The 17,875-nt window shown below is 40.9% G+C and carries 17 protein-coding genes; 11 read left to right on the forward strand and 6 right to left on the reverse strand.

Features of this window, described 5'->3' with window-relative positions; translation table 11 throughout:
- Nucleotides 1–58: 58 nt before the first annotated feature.
- A complete protein-coding gene (locus NKI27_RS05595) occupies nucleotides 59–181 on the reverse strand; it encodes a hypothetical protein (RefSeq protein ID WP_265048702.1) in 123 nt (40 codons plus the stop codon).
- Between the two features lie 307 nt (nucleotides 182–488).
- Here NKI27_RS05595 and NKI27_RS05600 point away from each other — a divergent pair, with 307 nt between their 5' ends.
- The 3 genes from NKI27_RS05600 (at nucleotide 489) to NKI27_RS05610 (ending at nucleotide 1,920) form a co-directional block, all read left to right on the forward strand.
- Nucleotides 489–758, forward strand: coding sequence for a hypothetical protein (locus NKI27_RS05600; RefSeq protein WP_406802933.1), 270 nt, complete (start codon nucleotides 489–491; stop codon nucleotides 756–758).
- Between the two features lie 225 nt (nucleotides 759–983).
- Nucleotides 984–1,172 carry a carbon storage regulator gene (locus NKI27_RS05605; RefSeq protein ID WP_265048703.1) on the forward strand — a complete coding sequence of 63 codons (189 nt, stop codon included), beginning with the start codon at nucleotides 984–986 and terminating at the stop codon, nucleotides 1,170–1,172.
- 40 nt (nucleotides 1,173–1,212) lie between these two features.
- The gene (locus tag NKI27_RS05610) at nucleotides 1,213–1,920 is read left to right on the forward strand and encodes an endonuclease (RefSeq protein WP_265048704.1); all 708 of its coding nucleotides are present in this window, start codon (nucleotides 1,213–1,215) and stop codon (nucleotides 1,918–1,920) included.
- A 9-nt stretch (nucleotides 1,921–1,929) separates the two neighbouring features.
- Here NKI27_RS05610 and NKI27_RS05615 read toward each other — a convergent pair whose 3' ends face one another.
- Genes NKI27_RS05615 through NKI27_RS05625 form a run of 3 tightly spaced genes read right to left on the reverse strand, consistent with a single transcriptional unit; the run spans nucleotide 1,930 to nucleotide 3,162 of the window.
- Nucleotides 1,930–2,364 carry a hypothetical protein gene (locus NKI27_RS05615; protein ID WP_265048705.1) on the reverse strand — a complete coding sequence of 145 codons (435 nt, stop codon included), beginning with the start codon at nucleotides 2,362–2,364 and terminating at the stop codon, nucleotides 1,930–1,932.
- A gap of 42 nt (nucleotides 2,365–2,406) precedes the next feature.
- On the reverse strand, nucleotides 2,407–2,772 hold the full coding sequence (locus NKI27_RS05620; RefSeq protein WP_265048706.1) for a hypothetical protein: 366 nt from the start codon (nucleotides 2,770–2,772) through the stop codon (nucleotides 2,407–2,409).
- A 9-nt stretch (nucleotides 2,773–2,781) separates the two neighbouring features.
- Nucleotides 2,782–3,162, reverse strand: a complete 381-nt coding sequence (locus tag NKI27_RS05625; RefSeq protein ID WP_265048707.1) for a hypothetical protein — start codon at nucleotides 3,160–3,162, stop codon at nucleotides 2,782–2,784.
- Nucleotides 3,163–4,350: 1,188 nt separating this feature from the next.
- Here NKI27_RS05625 and NKI27_RS05630 point away from each other — a divergent pair.
- Both NKI27_RS05630 and NKI27_RS05635 read left to right on the forward strand, forming a co-directional pair.
- Nucleotides 4,351–4,818, forward strand: a complete 468-nt coding sequence (locus tag NKI27_RS05630) for a mobile mystery protein A (protein WP_265048708.1) — start codon at nucleotides 4,351–4,353, stop codon at nucleotides 4,816–4,818.
- Nucleotides 4,811–5,404, forward strand: coding sequence for a mobile mystery protein B (locus tag NKI27_RS05635; protein WP_265048709.1), 594 nt, complete (start codon nucleotides 4,811–4,813; stop codon nucleotides 5,402–5,404). Before NKI27_RS05630 ends, NKI27_RS05635 begins: the two co-directional genes overlap by 8 nt.
- Nucleotides 5,405–5,517: 113 nt before the next feature.
- On the opposite strand, the gene NKI27_RS05640 is transcribed toward NKI27_RS05635, so the two are convergent.
- The gene (locus NKI27_RS05640) at nucleotides 5,518–6,357 is read right to left on the reverse strand and encodes a WYL domain-containing transcriptional regulator (protein ID WP_265048710.1); all 840 of its coding nucleotides are present in this window, start codon (nucleotides 6,355–6,357) and stop codon (nucleotides 5,518–5,520) included.
- A gap of 118 nt (nucleotides 6,358–6,475) precedes the next feature.
- Between NKI27_RS05640 and NKI27_RS05645 the strand changes: the two genes are divergently transcribed.
- The 5 genes from NKI27_RS05645 (at nucleotide 6,476) to NKI27_RS05665 (ending at nucleotide 15,423) form a co-directional block, all read left to right on the forward strand.
- A complete protein-coding gene (locus tag NKI27_RS05645; protein WP_265048711.1) occupies nucleotides 6,476–7,291 on the forward strand; it encodes a hypothetical protein in 816 nt (271 codons plus the stop codon).
- A complete protein-coding gene (locus NKI27_RS05650) occupies nucleotides 7,272–10,151 on the forward strand; it encodes a coiled-coil domain-containing protein (RefSeq protein ID WP_265048712.1) in 2,880 nt (959 codons plus the stop codon). The genes NKI27_RS05645 and NKI27_RS05650 overlap by 20 nt, the downstream gene beginning before the upstream one ends.
- Entirely contained in the window at nucleotides 10,142–11,512 is a 1,371-nt protein-coding gene (locus NKI27_RS05655) for a hypothetical protein (protein ID WP_265048713.1), read from the forward strand. The genes NKI27_RS05650 and NKI27_RS05655 overlap by 10 nt, the downstream gene beginning before the upstream one ends.
- Complete coding sequence (locus NKI27_RS05660; RefSeq protein ID WP_265048714.1) at nucleotides 11,505–12,056, forward strand: condensin complex protein MksE; 552 nt, start codon at nucleotides 11,505–11,507, stop codon at nucleotides 12,054–12,056. The genes NKI27_RS05655 and NKI27_RS05660 overlap by 8 nt, the downstream gene beginning before the upstream one ends.
- Before the next feature lie 364 nt (nucleotides 12,057–12,420).
- The gene (locus NKI27_RS05665) at nucleotides 12,421–15,423 is read left to right on the forward strand and encodes a Tn3 family transposase (protein WP_265048715.1); all 3,003 of its coding nucleotides are present in this window, start codon (nucleotides 12,421–12,423) and stop codon (nucleotides 15,421–15,423) included.
- A 16-nt stretch (nucleotides 15,424–15,439) separates the two neighbouring features.
- On the opposite strand, the gene NKI27_RS05670 is transcribed toward NKI27_RS05665, so the two are convergent.
- A complete protein-coding gene (locus tag NKI27_RS05670) occupies nucleotides 15,440–16,936 on the reverse strand; it encodes a flavin-containing monooxygenase (protein WP_265048716.1) in 1,497 nt (498 codons plus the stop codon).
- 192 nt (nucleotides 16,937–17,128) lie between these two features.
- On the opposite strand from NKI27_RS05670, the gene NKI27_RS05675 reads away from it, so the two are divergent.
- Entirely contained in the window at nucleotides 17,129–17,281 is a 153-nt protein-coding gene (locus NKI27_RS05675; RefSeq protein WP_265048717.1) for a hypothetical protein, read from the forward strand.
- The last annotated feature ends 594 nt before the right edge of the window (nucleotides 17,282–17,875 follow it).

The following is a 17,875-nucleotide window of genomic DNA, read 5'->3' on the forward strand; positions in this document are numbered from 1 at the left end:
TGGTCTGATAAAAAAGGAAAAAATTGAGATTGGTGTAAAGATTCCATAAAATATCATGCTATTTAGGAATAGGAATAGGAATAGGAATAGGAATAGGAATAGGAATAGGAATAGGAATAGGAATAGGAATAGAACGCTCGAAACCAAAAAACAAGATAACAAAGTACCATACTTTCGGCATGATACTGTTTTGAAACTGACCTTTTAACACCCCCCAGAATAGCATTCAGGCTTGTTCGTAATTTTGATTTGCTTGGAAATGCACCTTACGACCATCGTCATAAGTCCGATAACAATCTTCGTTGGTACATCGCGTGTTACATTCGTTTATATGGTGAAAATAATAACAGTGTCCATTTGATTGGGGCGGTATCTATTATCTAGATGGTCAATATTATGTAACCGTTCAAACTGAGACATACTTGGCTCTCAGCGATTACCCTTCCCCATCAAAGCCTTTTTCAAGCTTAGATGACGCTAGGAGGTGGGTGCATAGTTTTAGCACTTGGTACAACAACGAGCACTGCCATAGCGGCATTAAATTTGTTACCCCAGCGCAACGTCATTATGGCGAAGATAAAGCAGTTTTCAAACAGCGTAACATCACTTATGAAGCCGCTAAAATAGCCAACCCAGCCCGCTGGAAAGGACGAAAATCACGCAACTGGGAGCATGAAAATGAAGTGCTGCTTAATCCACCAAAAGAGAAGACTGCAGAGCCGAGAGCAAGAGAGTTTGAAAAAAGTAGCTTAGAATAACGGACAGCTAGCTTGACAGATACTGGAGGGGTGGAAGTTCGATTGATGATGAACTGCTAAATTCATTGCTTAAAGATAAATGAAGTAATACCTGATTACTAGGTTAAAGCTGTATATTTAGATGCGGGAATGAAATAACAGGTAATAATTATAAGCACCATAATATTCCCGCCGCCTTAAAAATATATTATCCTCAACGCTCCACTCAAAAAAATGGATTTTATTATGGGTAACGGATACCTAGCATTAACCCGCCGTGAAGGTGAAAAACTATTCTTTTTCATCGAAGACTCTAATGGTACTATTACAAAAATCAGGATTGACCTTAACGAAATCACTGGCAATCAGGTAAAAATAGGTATCGATGCACCTAAAACCGTTCAAATTATTAGAGATGAACTATTAAGCAAATAATTATTTTCAAAATAATTCACTGTGCTTTGCTCATATACTTATGAATACAAAAAAACACCTGATAAGCCTTATAGCATTGTTAATTACCACGTTTGCACTAGTTGCCCATGCTGACACCCTAAACTTCCGAAAGGCTAAGAAGGAACTACAAAAGGTCTACTCTGACAACCAGATCAGTTTCTATTGTGGCTGCACCTTTTCATCACAATTAAAAGCAGGGTCTAAAACCAAGAAACGTTTAACTCCTGATTGGGATAGCTGCGGCTACACGCCCCGTAAACAGCCCAATCGCGCCAGTCGCATTGAATGGGAACACGTCATGCCAGCACATCATTTTGGGCAGCATATGCAATGCTGGCGCGATGGTGGGCGTAAAGTATGTAAGAAGGATAATGTATTCAAAGAAATGGAAGGCGATATGCACAACCTAGTACCCGCTATAGGTGAAGTTAACGGTGACCGTTCCAACTTCAAATACGGCATGATAGAAAACGAATCGCGGGTTTACGGCTCATGTGATGCTGAAGTTGATTTCAAGGGTAAACGATTTGAACCTTCACCGAGTGTTCGGGGGGATATTGCACGAACTTACTTTTATATGTCAGAACGATACAATGTGCGATTAAGCAAGCAGCAACGGCAGCTGCTTTCAGCTTGGGACAAGCTAGACCCTGTTGACGACTGGGAACGAACCAAGAATAAACGTATTGAGAGTATCCAAGGTAATTCAAACCCGTTTATCCAATAACGGCGGTTATTACCGTGACCACATTAAAAACAATACCGGTGCGAATATTCGCATCGGTAACTTTACCCAGAATGGAAAGCTATCCCATTCATCTTCACAACCGCAGAAGTCGTTAAAATAATTTAGACATAATGTCGATACCGTAAACCACAAAATAGTAATCAAACCAAACAACAAATAATCCATAGTTACTCCTGTTAATTCTATGAATTTGCAAACTGAAAAATCTTGTTGGCTATAAGTTCTGCCCCACTCAGATTTTGATACCCCATCAGGAAATATTTTCTCAACACCACCATCAATCAAGCCATTACCAGAAGTGAGAATCATGAATAACTGGTCGCGTGTTAATTCAAAAGCATCACATAGCTGAAGATAGGTTTCGATGTATTCAATTGGTAATGAGATAGTTAGTCGTGATGGTATTTTCTTTGGCTTTGTCATAAGTACCCCGTTGTTTTGGGGTATTTATGCATTCACCTGAAGCTATTCTTTATTACCGCGCACACATCTCTCAGCTTCTGCATAAGCTATTTTAAAGCTGTCATCTGATACAGGCATTCCCGCTGGTGATAAGGGCGTCACACCCATAGTAGCTCGCTTTGCTTCTACTTTAGCAATGTACTCACTACTCATTGGGTTAATACCTTTATTGCGCTCTTTACAATCAACACCTGAATCATACATATGGTCATATTCTTCAGGGTATTTTTCAATATGAATCTTGTGAGCAAGTTCATTGATTTCGGCTTTGGTAGCATCTTCACTGTCAAGGTGTTTAATTTCAGGGGTAGATAGTCCAATACGGGCTTCAGTATGTTTTCGATTCTCCTCTTTTTTAAAGCGGTTCATATAGTTACCTCATTTAATGTTGAAAAGCAGTGTCATAGCATTATGTTGACTTACGGTCAGTACATGTATGGCCGCAGACTGTTTCAGTCGTTGTACATCGATAACTTCCCGAACTGGATTTTGGTATCGTAGTTCGGTACACCAACGTTGATAGAAGAATTGAATACCGGCATCAACATCACCGGTAAGGGTTATCAAGTCGGCACGAAGATATTCATTTGGTTGATTCCATTGCCGGTAAGTACTGCATTTATCAACATCAAAGCATGTGTGTGAATCAAAAAGGGATATATGTAAATCGTAGTCGAATCCAATAATGGTGGATTCAAAATCATAACGGTCAGGGGTGAACCCGTGACTGATAAGAATGGATTCAAAATTGAGTAGCATGGCAGAGACCTTTGTTGTTGACTTGCCAAATTTCTTTGCCAACTAATCAAAAGTATCTGTGAATCATACTATTTTGGTGATCAAAAATCAATCAGTTACATTGCTCGGTCAATTTTTAATTTAGGTTAAACTATTTCAGTGATGAGCAACGTTGCACTCACCTCCATGTCATGCAGCCTGACATGTTGGTAAACATCATCAACCATTGTCTGAATCCGTTTCATCATCTTCGATTCATTACCCACAATCTGATATAGCGTTGCTTCCAGTTCATGACGTTGAAGGTGATGCGTTAAACGTCATGCGTTAAACGTCATGCCAGTTTATTCAGTGCATGACGACGCAGACCTGCACCTACAGGTACATTGTTGTATTCAGCAATATAACGCTGCACTTTATCTTCACATGACTTCACTGTCCGTTCATTGAAAATATGGGGAATCACTATTGGCTTCACTGGTTCAGGAATGTATTCAATAAAGAAAAGAAACAGGGGAATAAAGAGCTGGGTGCTGCATACCTGACTGGTCTATTATTTTACGTATCATTAATTTCTGTACTAATTGTTCTGAACTAAACCACCAGGATACAAGCGACCTGAACATTTTTTAAAAAGGGGGGCTGCACCCTACCAAAATATGGGTGCTACTTTGCACTTAAAACCGCCATACTTTTGTAACGAACATTAGCCGCATTATAACGAAAAAGACACTGACCTATTAGAATTCTATGAGAAACAAGTAGATCAATTTGTCGCAGCTTTTCATCACGACTGATTAATATCACTAGCGTCCTCAGGGATCACTTATCCGCAGCGTTTGTGGATAAGCTTGGGGATATTTATGCTTGAGTACGGTGGCCTCTATCTCTTAAAGGGTTGGTTGTTTTTTGTACATAAATAGTTTTTATGTACAAATAAGTGCATGTCTTTGAGCTGATGATTTTAAAGTGTATCGATCCATCAAACTCCGATGGATATGCTAAAAGAATAAAGCTCCTCGGCAGGCCAATAATCAGGCCTTCCTTCCTTTTCGTGAAGTGAAACTTCTACAAAATGCCCGTCTCTAATCCAGTGATTAGTTATCGATAGAGTATCTATGTATACTTATAGATTGACAATATATTATATATAGTATATATATAGCTATACATTAACTATATGTATGCATACCTATAAGTTGACATGATATGAGCCTTAAAAAAGTCGTAATACAGCAGTATAGAGAAAATGTTAATCGCGCAAAGCAAAAGGTCGAAGGACTCCGTGTACCTTCAGAGGGGTGGCTTCGTACCACCCGAAAGGCTCTTGGAATGTCTGGGGCACAACTTGGGAGGAGGCTTGGTGTAACACGCGGCTCTATTTCAAACACAGAAAAGGCCGAGCTTAACGGTGGAGTTACACTCAAAGCTATGCAACAAATGGCTGAAGGGTTGGGGTGTCGATTTGTTTATGCCGTAGTGCCTGAAAAAAATATAGAAGATGTTATTTACCGCCGAGCGTTAAAAAAGGCAAGAGAGCAGATTGAAGAGGCTAGCGTGCATATGGCACTGGAAGAGCAGGTGCTAAGCAGTAGTATGCTGGATATCGAAGTCAGAAGGCTTGCCGATGAAATGTTCAATGAGGCTAGTGCTGAGTTATGGAATGACGATGAATGAAATTATAGGTAACCCAGATGGAGCTACACCTCTTGACCCAGATGAGTTGGAGGGTCTTATTTTCACTCACATTCAGACAAGGGGGCAACTCGACCAACTTGAGCTGATTAACGTTCAAACTGGTATTAAATGGCTTAAAAAACAAAAAAAGGCAGACCCTTTTACGGAGGGCTTTGTGTGCAGCTTACATAAGAGGTTGTTTGGTGATGTATGGAGGTGGGCAGGCTGCTTTCGTAAGACGGAAAAAAATATTGGCTGTGATGCGATTTATATTGGCGTTAACCTGAAGAATTTATTGGACGATGTACGTTATTGGGTTGAACATGACATTTACGCATCAAAAGAGTTAGCAGCGCGCTTTCATCACCGATTAGTTGCTATCCATCCATTCCCCAATGGCAATGGAAGGTTCTCCCGAATAATGGCCGACTCAGTTTTGACGATTGCGATGAATGAAGAGCCTATAGACTGGGCAGGAGGGCATAACCTTCAATCTATGTCTGATCATCGTAAAACATACATTGCGGCACTTCGAGCGGCGGATCAAGGTGACTACACTCTTCTACTGGATTTTGTTGGGGCTTGATAAGTAGCTCTTTGAATATCCCACCCAGTATTTTCGACCTGCCAGCCCATCATTAGAAGTCAAATTAAAGCGACATGGCTGGGAGATACGTTAGCTTACCTCGAATAGCCTAGTTAAGTTATTTCGATAACTGGTGTAATGCTCTCCAGCTTGAGGGGAAATAAAACTCCAGGCAAATCTGGAAACTCTAAAGGAGCAATATGCCAATCCATTAGAAAAAACTTCACTAGTGCTTTTTTGATGTTAATTGTTAAAACACCATTAGCCATCTTGTAATCAAGTTCAACTGATTCAGGGTGTTCTAGTTTATGATTTGGCGTGATTTTTAGCGTAACATGCTCATTCCATTCAGAATCAAAACTTTTTTCCTGTTTAGGTTCTGGAAGATAGTTTGTCAGCTTTGAGTGCACGACTCGATTAAGTTTAAAGCTTCTAAATTCCCCACTCTTATGGTCAAAAGCTCTAACATAGGTAGAAGTTCCAGTGGCAATAAGGCTATGAGGGGCTATTAATCTTGTGCTCTCACCTGACGTTTGCGATATATACGCTATTTCCACTTTCTTACGTAAATAAAGGGCGCGAAAAATTGAAGAAATGTTGGCTAGCACAGGCAATGAAGATTGGAGTCGTTGTGTGTATATATTGTCAGCAATACTTGGATCGCATGTAACTGACAGAGAACCTTTGCCAATAAGATCAAGAGCATGCTCTACAGAGTGCTCAAAAAGAGGCGAGAACCAGTCAACCGGAGTATATGCCCTAAGCTGATGGCTATACTTTAATCGCTCTCCTGATCTTTCTTGATAGGTTTTAATGTCTTTGGATGCGGTTGCTTCTTTTATATCAAATCGATTCATTAACAGCTTTCTGCTTACACAGCCCAAAACCAGTGCACATAAATCAATATAGTTAAGTCTTTGCTGTTGCCTTTCTTCAGTGAGATTTAACTGCATGTTTTGTTCCTATTATGTGTCCCTTTGCTGTTAATTTTAACATACTGTACAATAATAGGCAGTATATAAATATATATAGCGTCTAAAATAATACACTTATGTCAGCGAATACACTGTTATGGAATTTAAAAAGCTAGCAAGATACCTTCAAAAGATTAGTAGCGAGAGGCCTATAGACTTAGGTGCATTCTACCGATTATTAAATACAATAAGATTGGATGTTAGCTTTAGCCAGGATGAGATAAGAGCGACAAAGGTAAAGGGAAATAAATACATAGTTACCTATTTACCACCATCTTTAAAACGCTGTTTGGAGCAGATTGCTAGGGGATCAGAGGCAGAAACAAGGTCAGAAGCTGCCGTTCAAAACAATAGCCACTCGGTAAAGGTTAACGGCTCTTTTTTGATTATAAGAAAGGGTGTTTCAGACCCGAAGATAATTGTATTTGATGGTGACGGTAATTTAACTAAAGATTACGCGCGAGCTGATACTGCATTACTGATCGAAAACAGACAAAACTTTCTTAACATAAGTGAAACTTTAGAGTTTTTGGCAGATAACTCAAATGTTGATTTTGGCTTGGATATTGATGTTATTTTCACGAGTGGAAATGAGGTAAGCAATTCACTTCATTCCAGTTTTTTAAGGCAATACAAAGAACTTTTTCTTTTTTTAGACTTGGATTTAGGCGGTTTACAAATAGCAGCTAACATCATGGTGTTAACTGATAACTATCAGCATCAATTTATTGTTCCTGATGATATTGAAAAACGATTAGAAAGAGTTCAAACAACTGCATCGCCTGAACATATCGACAAAGTAATTGAGATAGGCGTTAAGTTTGATGCCTTAGCTCCTTTTGCACGGTTAATTAAAAAACATAGAAAAACGATTGAACAGGAGAGTTTTTTACATGTCTATGAATGGTGTTAGTGATTTATTAAATGAAGATTATGTACTAAATAGACTTGTCTATATTAACTCTGCCCAGCATGGGTATTCTGAAATCATGCTAAATACGCACCTAGCTATGTTTGGCGATAACAATCAAGGCAAAACAGCCAGCCTCGCTGGGACAAAATTATTACTGTACCCCGAGACATCTCTTACTAATTGTGCAGAGAAGTTTTGTTTTGAAGGCAGAGATGGAGCCTACTCAACGGAAGAGTCTTACCTGTTTTACTTTCCCAGCCCCCATTCTTACATAGTGTTAGAAGTTAGTAATCCTGAAGGTAAATTCTGCATGGTTCTATATAGGAATAATCAGAATTGGGGTTATGGTCGATTCTTTGTCCCTGCAGAATACGAAGCATTAAGGTCTGTATTTTGGAATGACTCTGAAGATAGCTTTCCGCCTGATTTGTCACTATCAAGTGTTGGCTCTCAACTAAAGTCACTGAAAGCAATTCAAGTATCTGACGAAAAAGAAATAGCGAGTCTTATGTTTGCTAGTTTTCGAGACTCGCCTGATCGAAAACGCTTCTGCGTCATTCCGCTAAAAGATGGAGACTCTAAAGATGCAATCTCGGCATTTAAGAAAATTTATCAGTTAGCTTTTGATACGGGAAGCTCAAAAACAGAAACCCTTCCAACAGCTATTGCTACATTGATAGATATGGGCAGGAGTCGTGACCAGGAGAAGCTAGACGCCAACCTAATAGACTTAATTGAACAGCATAATCAGTTGTTGGATCAGCAGGAATGGCTGCAAAAAATCGAAAACGCATCCCTGACGTGGCGAAAAACGAAAGAGTCATTCGATGAATCAGCTATAAGAATAGCTAAATATTCAAGGCTATATCGCTCGGTCAATCATGCAGTAGAGGCTTTTGAAAAGAGCAATAAAAAGCGATTAAGTGAAATAAAAACTCCTTTTGATGATGTAAGCAGGCAAAAACACAACCTTGAAGAAAACATCAAAACCAGCGACGCAGAACAATTAATATTCTCTGGTGCCACTGAACAGCTAGTGAAGCAGCTAGTGCGTAGCCGAAATAAACTTAAAAAGGTGAAAGCATTAAAAGCACGCTACGTTAATATGCCTATCGATGAAATATTAGGTGCATTTAATGATGAGATTAGGACGTTAACGGAGTCAATTAAGACACTAAAAGAAGAAGATGGCGCAATAAAAAGCTTGGTAAAGCTAAACACTAGGCGGGCAGTTCTTGAGGAAAATATTTCAGGTCTTGAATCTTTAGCTAAAGAAACTGAGGAGACCATTTTCTTCCAGCTGCGAAATGAGGACGCCGCTGATGTTTTGCACTCCCTTAACTCACAGCTTTGTAATATCACTTCAGTTATTGATCCAGAAACAAAAAGAACCATTTTAGATTTTGCCTCACTTTTAGGCAAAGATGGTTCTGGTCGGTTGACATTTTTAGAGTCAACCTTAAATGAAGTGCCCTATAACAAATTCAACATTGAAGAACAAAGAGTTAAATGGGTTAAAAGTATAGAGAATTATTGCGCAGAGCTAAGCAAAGTACGAAAAGATATTACCGTACACCATGAGGCTGTAAAGCACGACACCATTGAGGGTGTGATAGAGCGCGAAGACGCCGACCTTAATAAGGCAATAAAGGAACGAGATCTGATAGGTGGACTTGAACAGCTTGAAAAAGATACAAAAGAAACGGAAGTATCATTAGCTGCTCAGCAATCAAAGCAGCAAGAGCTTGAAAATAAGAACAACGAACAGAAAAATAAACATAGCGAAATTCAGAGGGAATACAGCGAACTTTCAAACAAGTTGACTGGAATACAAAAAGAAATAGATTCGCTGGAAGGAATAAAAGCTAATCTTAAGACTGCATTTTCTTTCATTCGCCCCTTCGATCTTCAGGGGGAAGTAGATTCGCTGAAAGAGATAAAAAGTGAAGATGGTTTGGAGGTACTAAACCAAGCCAAGAAGGCGTCAATAAGTTTTAGAGAGTTTGAAGCTGATTTTAACACTCTGGCAATTGAGCTGCCTCACAGTGAAATTGATCCTCATAAAAGGCGCGAAGATCTTCATGAATACAATCAATTAATCAAAATACACTCAACCACATTTGATACTTTTGAGTACGAAAAAACAAAGCATGATAATGCTAAACAAAGCCATAATCAGCTAGTTAATAATCAACTTAGTGAACTGAAAGACTCTAAGGCACTTATTACCAATTATATTTCAGAGTTGAATCAGGATTTAAACAGCAAACATGTATCGAACTTATCTGAAATCAAACTACATGTAGAGTTAAATTCAAATTTCCTAGCGCTGCTAGACACACTGGATAAGCACAACATTCAGGACGACTCCTTACTCGACCCTTCTTTTTATTCATCACTGTTAAAGTTCGTAGACAAATACTTTAATAAAAGGACCCGCCGACTTAAATTAAAGGACATCATCACTTCGATCCAATACCAATACACTCTGGCAGAGACCAACGAAGTTGTAACTAAAAGTCAGTCAGGTGGAACTACAAGTACTATTACCGCATTTGTTTTGGCTGTTCTTTTAAAGCGAATCACGCCTAATTACGTAAAACTTCAAATCCCAATCATAGTAGATGAAATTGGAACACTGGACGGCAAAAATACCAGCGCGACAATTAAGCAAATTGCAGAGCATGGATTTTCTATATTTTGCGCCACCCCTACCTTTAGCCCTTTAGTCGCAAATTTGGTGGGGCGGTGGGTTTCAATTGATCGCTTTTCCGTGACAGCTCCACTGGTAAAAAAATGTCACATGCACATATTGCCTGCACATATCGAGTCATTTGAAGGGCAGGATGAATGCGCTTAAACCGAGATATATTAATACAAGCAATAGTTAAGCACCAAAACACTTTTCTGGAGCTTATTGATTATATAGATTCAAGTGATGGAGCCTTTGAAATCCCCGAGGCGCTATATCTAAAGTTATATAATCGAAAAATATGCTTAGATCCTGACGATAATATTCCCGCCCACTTAAGTATTACAACTCTGCTTGAGAATGGAATATTTATACATAACGATAAAAACACGGGCATGATTACATTAGAGCGTGTAATTGTAGAGCTGTTACGGTTTTTGGATATTAAACGAGTCCGAGAACTCACTAGCGCCGATTTTGAAGGCATGCGACTTCAGCTTTCTCACTCTTCGGATAATGTGATTTTTAGTGAAATTGATTCGAACGAATATAAAGAATCAATGCAGTTTTTTAATGGGAACCTTAGTGAAATACAATCCAAAATAAAACAAAATGTCACCGCCCTTCATTTTCAAGTAGACCAGGTCTCTGAGGAATACAAAGGGTATGACTCTGGCGACGGCTCGATTAGTGTTTTTGACCTATACGACAAAGTGTCCAGTCTGTATAACCGCTATGTACTGCCTTGCTATGAATTTATAGACCCTTCTATGGTGATGAAGAACACTAAATCAGTCTCCCTATCGATTCAGTCAGTGATAGATTATCATTTAGACGATGGCCATCAACGCTACATACTAGCAAACAACCTAGGGTTCAGGAAAACAGCCATAGCGAGTTATTACAAAGATATAGCGGTTTTAGTTAGGAAATTAGAACAGTTTTCACAGCACCTATCTAAAGACAGAAATAGCTTTCTCTCTATAGAGAGCGCATATAGCGATCTGATGGCTAGCTTAATACCTCTCAGGCATGGAAAGCAGCGAAATAAATACTTATCAAAGGACTCCGAAATATTTCACTCGTTCACGTCCCTTGACGGTTTGGCCACAGCTAAATCTAAATATGCGTCAAAGTTAAACTGGGATGAAGAGCGAACCCCCTTAAGACTTAATGAGTTTGTAAGGACTATCGGACTAAATGAGAAAAGTAAAAATGAGGAAACGTTAAAGCCTTTACAGATACAAGGTAAAGTTTCGGATGAAAGAAGTGAAAAAATAACTCAAATAATAATAAGAAATAAACCACTTGAGCAATTAGAAGACACTCACGCATACATTCACAATCTATTACAAGAAAACCTCACCGATTTCAAATTATTTGATGTGCTTTATGGTATTGCAGCATTCACTGCTTTATATAAAAAAACTGATTTTATTTTTCGAAAAGATAGAAAAAGATTGTGTGATTCAACGCACTTTTATGAGTACCTATGTATTCAGTATAGAAAGGATTACCCATATGTTTAATCAGACCAAAAGTGTTCAGATATTCAACGAGCTAATGAATGGCAAAGTGATTAATAAATCCATATTAAACAATAGCGGGAGTCGGGTAGACAACGAACTCTTTGTTGAAATTATGGATAATTTGGATGTATATCATAACCAGTACAGAATGAACGGTTATGACTTTGTTGATAAATCTAGTTATGTATTGATTCGAGAAAGGTCTGGTCAAAAAGAAGATCTAAAAACTGATGCCACTATGAAAGTGTGCGTATTATTATTGTTGATCGGAAAGTTTATAAATGAACATAACTATAAAATAGGGAAGCTTACTGAAGCGAATGGTGGTTTGACTAAATCAGACTTTGAAGACATTGAAAAAATGCCTGACACCGCAGAGTTGCTTGATAAGTCTGGCTTGAAAAAGGGCTTATGGGTTGCGATAAAAAGCAATTTGATTGACCGAAATATATTATTAGAAATGCCGTCAGCTGGAAAATATATCCTTTCTGATGCGGGAATTGCATTTTATGACGAGATACAATCCAACTATAAAGACCAGTAACTATCAATTCGATATCTTTGACTTCTCACCCACCTAAAGGAAGGTGATTCTAAGGGCCATTACGAGCCCAAAGACCAGGACGGCTTATCCCGCTACCTGTTCTCCTGCGAGAAGGTCTAGCCCGACCCCGAGAATATTGATCGCCGAGTTTGTACCTCGACAGGTGTGGTGCGTACCGCACACCTCACATCCCCATTCTCTTATTCGGAATCCTTCTAGGCCCTTGGGGTTCTGGGGACATCCCCGCCTAATGTAACACTTATCGCTACAGCCCACGCTTCATAAGGTCTCCAGAGGTGCCTTAATTTTCAAAATCGCTGCAATATCCCAATTATAGTAGTATTCCGGCTTTTGCGAGAAGCCCATGCCTAATTCAAAACGCCTGACCATACTCCACGAAGCAGAAATTAACGATTTATACGGCATTCCCAGCCTATCACTGGAAGAAAAGCGCGTCAGCTTTGCACTAAATGACTTGGAACAAGACGTTATTAAATCCATCAGGGATCGAAAGCATAAATGCTATGCCATAGCACTTCTCTGCTATTTTAAAATCAAACCGATTCAACTCAACCCACCTTACAAGGAATTGCAGGAAGACCTGGCCTTTATCGCTGAAGAGTATTTCCCTAAATTTAAAGTCCCTCGCTTCAGTGTTAGTCGTATGCAAAAAGCACGTATCTACGACAAGATTTTCAACCTGCAGGACTTCAAAGCATGGGATGTAGAGCAACATCAGGAACCTCTCATTACCTATTTGCAACAGGTTGCCAAATCCTGGATTGAACCACGATTTTTATTTGATGCATGCACCGAATACCTTGCTCGAAATCATATAGCTATCCCTAAATATACCGTACTTCAGCGAATTATCAGCCAGGTAAGCAAGCAGGAACGTAAGCGACTTTCTGACACATTAAAAACAACTATGTCAGATGAATTAGCTTCTAACCTCGCTAATTTAATCGATGGAGAAGGCACACTAACGCTCAAAGAACTTAAACAGGCTGCCAAAAGTTTTAATGCCCCTGAATTGGAAAAAGAGTTGAACGTTAACAAACTCATTCAGCCCTGGATGGATGAAGTGAATCAGGTAGTCTCTGCTCTAGCACTATCACAACAAAACCAGCTGCATTATGCGGCGATGGTTGATTACTATTCTATTACTAAGCTTAAACGCTTTGACAGTGTCACGCAGCAGCTCTATTTACTTTGTTATCTTCAGGAGCGCGCACAAATCAATATTGAACGTTTGGCCGATGGGTTTATCTACCACGTTCGAAAATTGCGTGAAAAAGCCAAAGAGTACGCCAAGGAGATGGCCTATAAAGATTGGGAAGGTGGAGTATCAAATATCAGCAAAGCCGCTGACTTATTATACTTTTATATTGACGATGATATTGATGATCAGGTGTCGTTTCGACAAATAAAACAACAGGTACAAAGCTTACTTGGAGCGCGAGAAATAGAATCACTGTGCTTGTATCTGAAGAAACAAAAACGCACGAAAAATGATTACATCTGGGAATTTTATGATAAACAGCGTGAGCTTATTAAACATTTAATACGCCCTATATTTTTATGCCTGACCTTTGAAGGGTCAGATAAAACACAGGCTTTATCTGCACAATTAAATGGAATGAAAGAAACATTGTTAGACTCTGGTGAATTAGCGTCTACAGACCGACGGTTAATTTCGTCTAAGCAACAATTGTATGTGATCGATGCAGATAACAACGTATTTCCTGAACGTTATGAGATCATGTTGTATTTAGCAGCTCAAAATAACCTTGATGGGAAACTATTTATACCGACGGCCATTAAATATCGTGCATTACATGATGACCTTGTTGGAGATATCCCTTGGGCACAGAAAGACAAGCTACTTAAAGGTTCCATGCTAGACAGCATGAATACCGAACCTGCCCAGCTTGTGAACTCAATGGAACAGAAAATGAATGATAAGCTGCAACGAGTTTGCCAGCGCATTGACGATGGTGACAATCAAAATGTGATACTGCGTAATCGCTCAGGAAAGACGCAATGGAGGTTGCCGTATTCAGGAACAAAATCGGCTTTAAACAACCCCTTTTTTGATCGCATGAAACCGATTAACATTGCCGATGTATTACGCTTCGTGCATCAGGAAACAGGCTTTTTAAAGCACTTTGAGCATGTTCGTCAGGTACAGTCTGGACAGAGCGATCATTTGAATGACTTGCTGGCAGCAGTCATTGGCAATGGTACTTATTACGGCTTACATGGTATGGCCAGTATCTCTGACCGGTCATATGATCACCTACGCACAGTACAGGCCAATTATTTGCGGCCTGAAACGCTCAACCTCGGCAATGATGCAATTAACGATGCGACGGCGAAATTAGCCATCTTCAAGCATTACAATATCCAGGAAGGACTCATTCATGCCAGTGCCGATGGGCAGAAATTCGAATCGCGGTTAGAGACTTTTAAAACCCGCTATTCATCTAAATACTTTGGCACGAATAAAGGACTGACATCGATGAACCTGATTGCCAATCATGTCGCCTTGAATGCCCAGATTATTGGTGCCAATGAACATGAATCACACTTTATTTTAGACCTGCTTCATAACAATACCTCTGAAATTAAGCCGGATATATTATCAACGGATACGCACGGGGTTAATCATGTGAACTTTGCTTTGCTGGACCTGTTTGGCTATACCTTTGCGCCGCGCTATGCTCAGTTTGGAACAGTGATATCAGATCTTTTTGATGTGAGTGAGGGAGAAGATAATAAGGCGACCCTATCATTGAAAAAGCCTATCAATACAGCACTGATCATCGATGAGTGGGATACTATTCAGCGCATTGTTATATCGCTACAGCAGAAGACTATAACGCAGGCAACACTTGTTAGAAAGCTTTCTGGTTACAGTCAAAACCACCCCTTGCTGAAAGCGTTAACTGAATACAATCGTATGCTCAAGGCCATGTACTTACTGGACTATATTGATGATGCTAGTTTAAGAACTTATGTGCAGCGAGCATTGAATCGCGGAGAGGCTTATCATCAACTACGTCGTGCCATTGCTCATGTGAATGGTAACCGTTTTCAAGGAAAATCAGACGACCAAATCGTTTTGTGGAATGAATGCGCTAGGCTGTTAACTAACGCCATTATTTATTTTAACTCACTGATATTGACGCGGTTACTCGAGCATTTTGAGGCGGAAGGTGACGACAAGAAGCTCGAAATTATCAAGCAGGTATCACCAGTGGCTTGGCATAATATCAATTTGAATGGGACTTACAGCTTCAGCTTTGAGCACAATTTACTCAATTTGGATGAGATTATGCAATCAATAGTGCAAAATGAAAATTAAGGCACCTCTGGAGACCCTATGAGGCGTGGGCTGTAGCGATAAGTGTTACATTAGGCGGGGATGTCCCCAGAACCCCCATATCGACCTCCTGCGCCCACTCCTGTTCAGCCTCTTCGGTTACATCGATACGGTTAAGCCCTTCACGCTCCATGGCGTCGATGATGTCGGCAGTCCAGTTGACCTGCCATTCACCGGTAGTGATCATCTGCGCTTGCGCGGCTGGGGTGGACGGGCCGTGGATCATAAACATATTGGGAAAACCGGATACCATCGCCCCAAGATAGGTGGTTGGGCCATCAGCCCACTTGTCTTTAAGCTTGCGGTTGTTGCAGCCCTCGATATCGATCCGATCCATGGCGCCGGTAACAGCATCGAACCCCGTAGCTGTGATAATCACATCCAAGTCGTACTGCGCCGCCGCGGTGCGTAAGCCCGATTCGGTAAACTCAACAATAGGCGCTGTTTTTACATCCACTAGCGTGACATTGTCGCGGTTATACATTTCAAAGTAACCATTGCCGACACACAGGCGCTTGCCGCCGATAGGGTAGGTTGTTGGGCATAGCAGCTCAGCCACTTCTGGGTCTTTGACGATTGAGCGGATTTTTCCGCGGGCGAATTCGCAGACTATTTCGTTGGCTGCGGTATCTGTCATGACATCACTAAAGGCGACTATTAGCTGAAATGCGCTTTTCGAGTTCCAAGCTTTCTCAAGAATTTCCTCGCGCTGTTCTGGGCTGCAGTCATGCGCAGAAAACTCTGGGTATTCGACCATTGAAGCGCCATAGGTCTGCAGTATATGTTCGCGGCGCTGTGGATAGTTGTCTTTCCAGTCCCGTTCATGCGCCTCGTCAAGCGGTCTGTTTCCAGAGGGCATGCAATAGGCTGGGGTGCGTTGAAAAACATATAATTCATCGGCTTGCTCGGCAATGATTGGCATTGCTTGAATACCGGTAGATCCGGTGCCGATAAAACCGACCCGCTTGCCGGAGAAATCTACCCCCTCGGCTGGCCATCTGGCCGTGTGATAGATCTCGCCTTTGAACTGCTCGCGGCCTGGCCACGGTGGCAAGTTGGGTGCGGTGAGACTGCCCGTTGCGGCTATGACATGGCGGCAGGCGAAGTGACCACCGGTGGCGGTGTAAACATGCCAGAGGTTCTCGGCTTCATTAAATTTCATGCGGGTAACGGGATTAGAAAAGCGTATATGCTCACGTAAATTGAAGCGATCAGCTACGTGGTTTGCATAGCGCTCGAGATCTGGCTGGGCAGAAAAATACTCCGGCCAAGACCATTCCTGCTGTAAGTCTTCGTCGAATCCGTAGGAGTATTCAACGCTTTGAATATCCACCCGCGCGCCGGGGTAGCGGTTCCAATACCAAGTACCGCCGACACCGTCTCCAGCTTCAAGGCAGACTACTTTATAGTTACGCAGGCGGTGTATGGCATACATACCAGAAAAACCTGCACCAATAATAACAACATCTACGGTTTCAACATTCGTGCTGCTCATAAAAATCCTGTGACTAGTAGTTTGATTTACATCTGGAATACCCAGCGGGTAACTGAGCATAGCAAGTTCGTCGCGACACTCATGTTCCGACACAAGCGTTCCGGTGATGCCTGATTATGCTACAAGATAAAGGTATGCAATAGGGTCCGCACCGTACGTTTGTGCTAGTTATCTGACGAAATTTCAACCCGATTGGCTATTGTCTGCAGAAGCGAAGGGCAGCTATGGCTGACAGCGGTGCGCGCTCCCATGTCTTCGGGCGCGGCTAGGGCTAGAGTTATTGCCAGTAATGATGAAGGTATTAGTCTTGCAGTGCTGATCCAGTGGCAGGCGGGCGGTACCTAGGCCACCTAATACCCGCAGAAATACCGTTGACAACACTGACAATAACCTTAAGGCCAAATATGAACTGAGACGCGCAGCTTTACCCACTGGGATCATTTTCAGAAAAAACCGTACTAGTTGATTAAGGTTTCCGAAAGGCCTTGCTACACATGATAGCCAATTAATCGCGCGTTTTACCGGCCGTTGTCTCAGTGCTATTGCTAGTATTGTTCTCAACGGTGGGAGCGTTGATAGGGAAAGAAGATCGCATCAACCACCACCAAAAAGTGTTGGCTATAAACGAGTTGGTATCGGTAAATTTTGGCGCGTTATGCTGTTTAACATCACAGATGTCTAATTGTACGTAAGCTTGACGATAGCGCTCTGGTCATGCAGTTTTTGATTAAAATTTACTCGAACCCTTTGGTTGGGTAACCTATTACACGTTTATGTTCTCTTTTGTGATTCAATTAACCCAACATTAAAAGGCTGTAACTTGTTTTATAGGCTATACTAAATTCAATGCAGGATGGTGATGTTTGTTGGCTGGTTTTTATTCGCAGCTAAAGATTAAGGCTTATCCCTTTCTAATAAGTCCCTTTCTAATTAGTTATT

It is taken from the genome of Alkalimarinus alittae (assembly GCF_026016465.1).
GTDB classification, from domain to species: domain Bacteria; phylum Pseudomonadota; class Gammaproteobacteria; order Pseudomonadales; family Oleiphilaceae; genus Alkalimarinus; species Alkalimarinus alittae.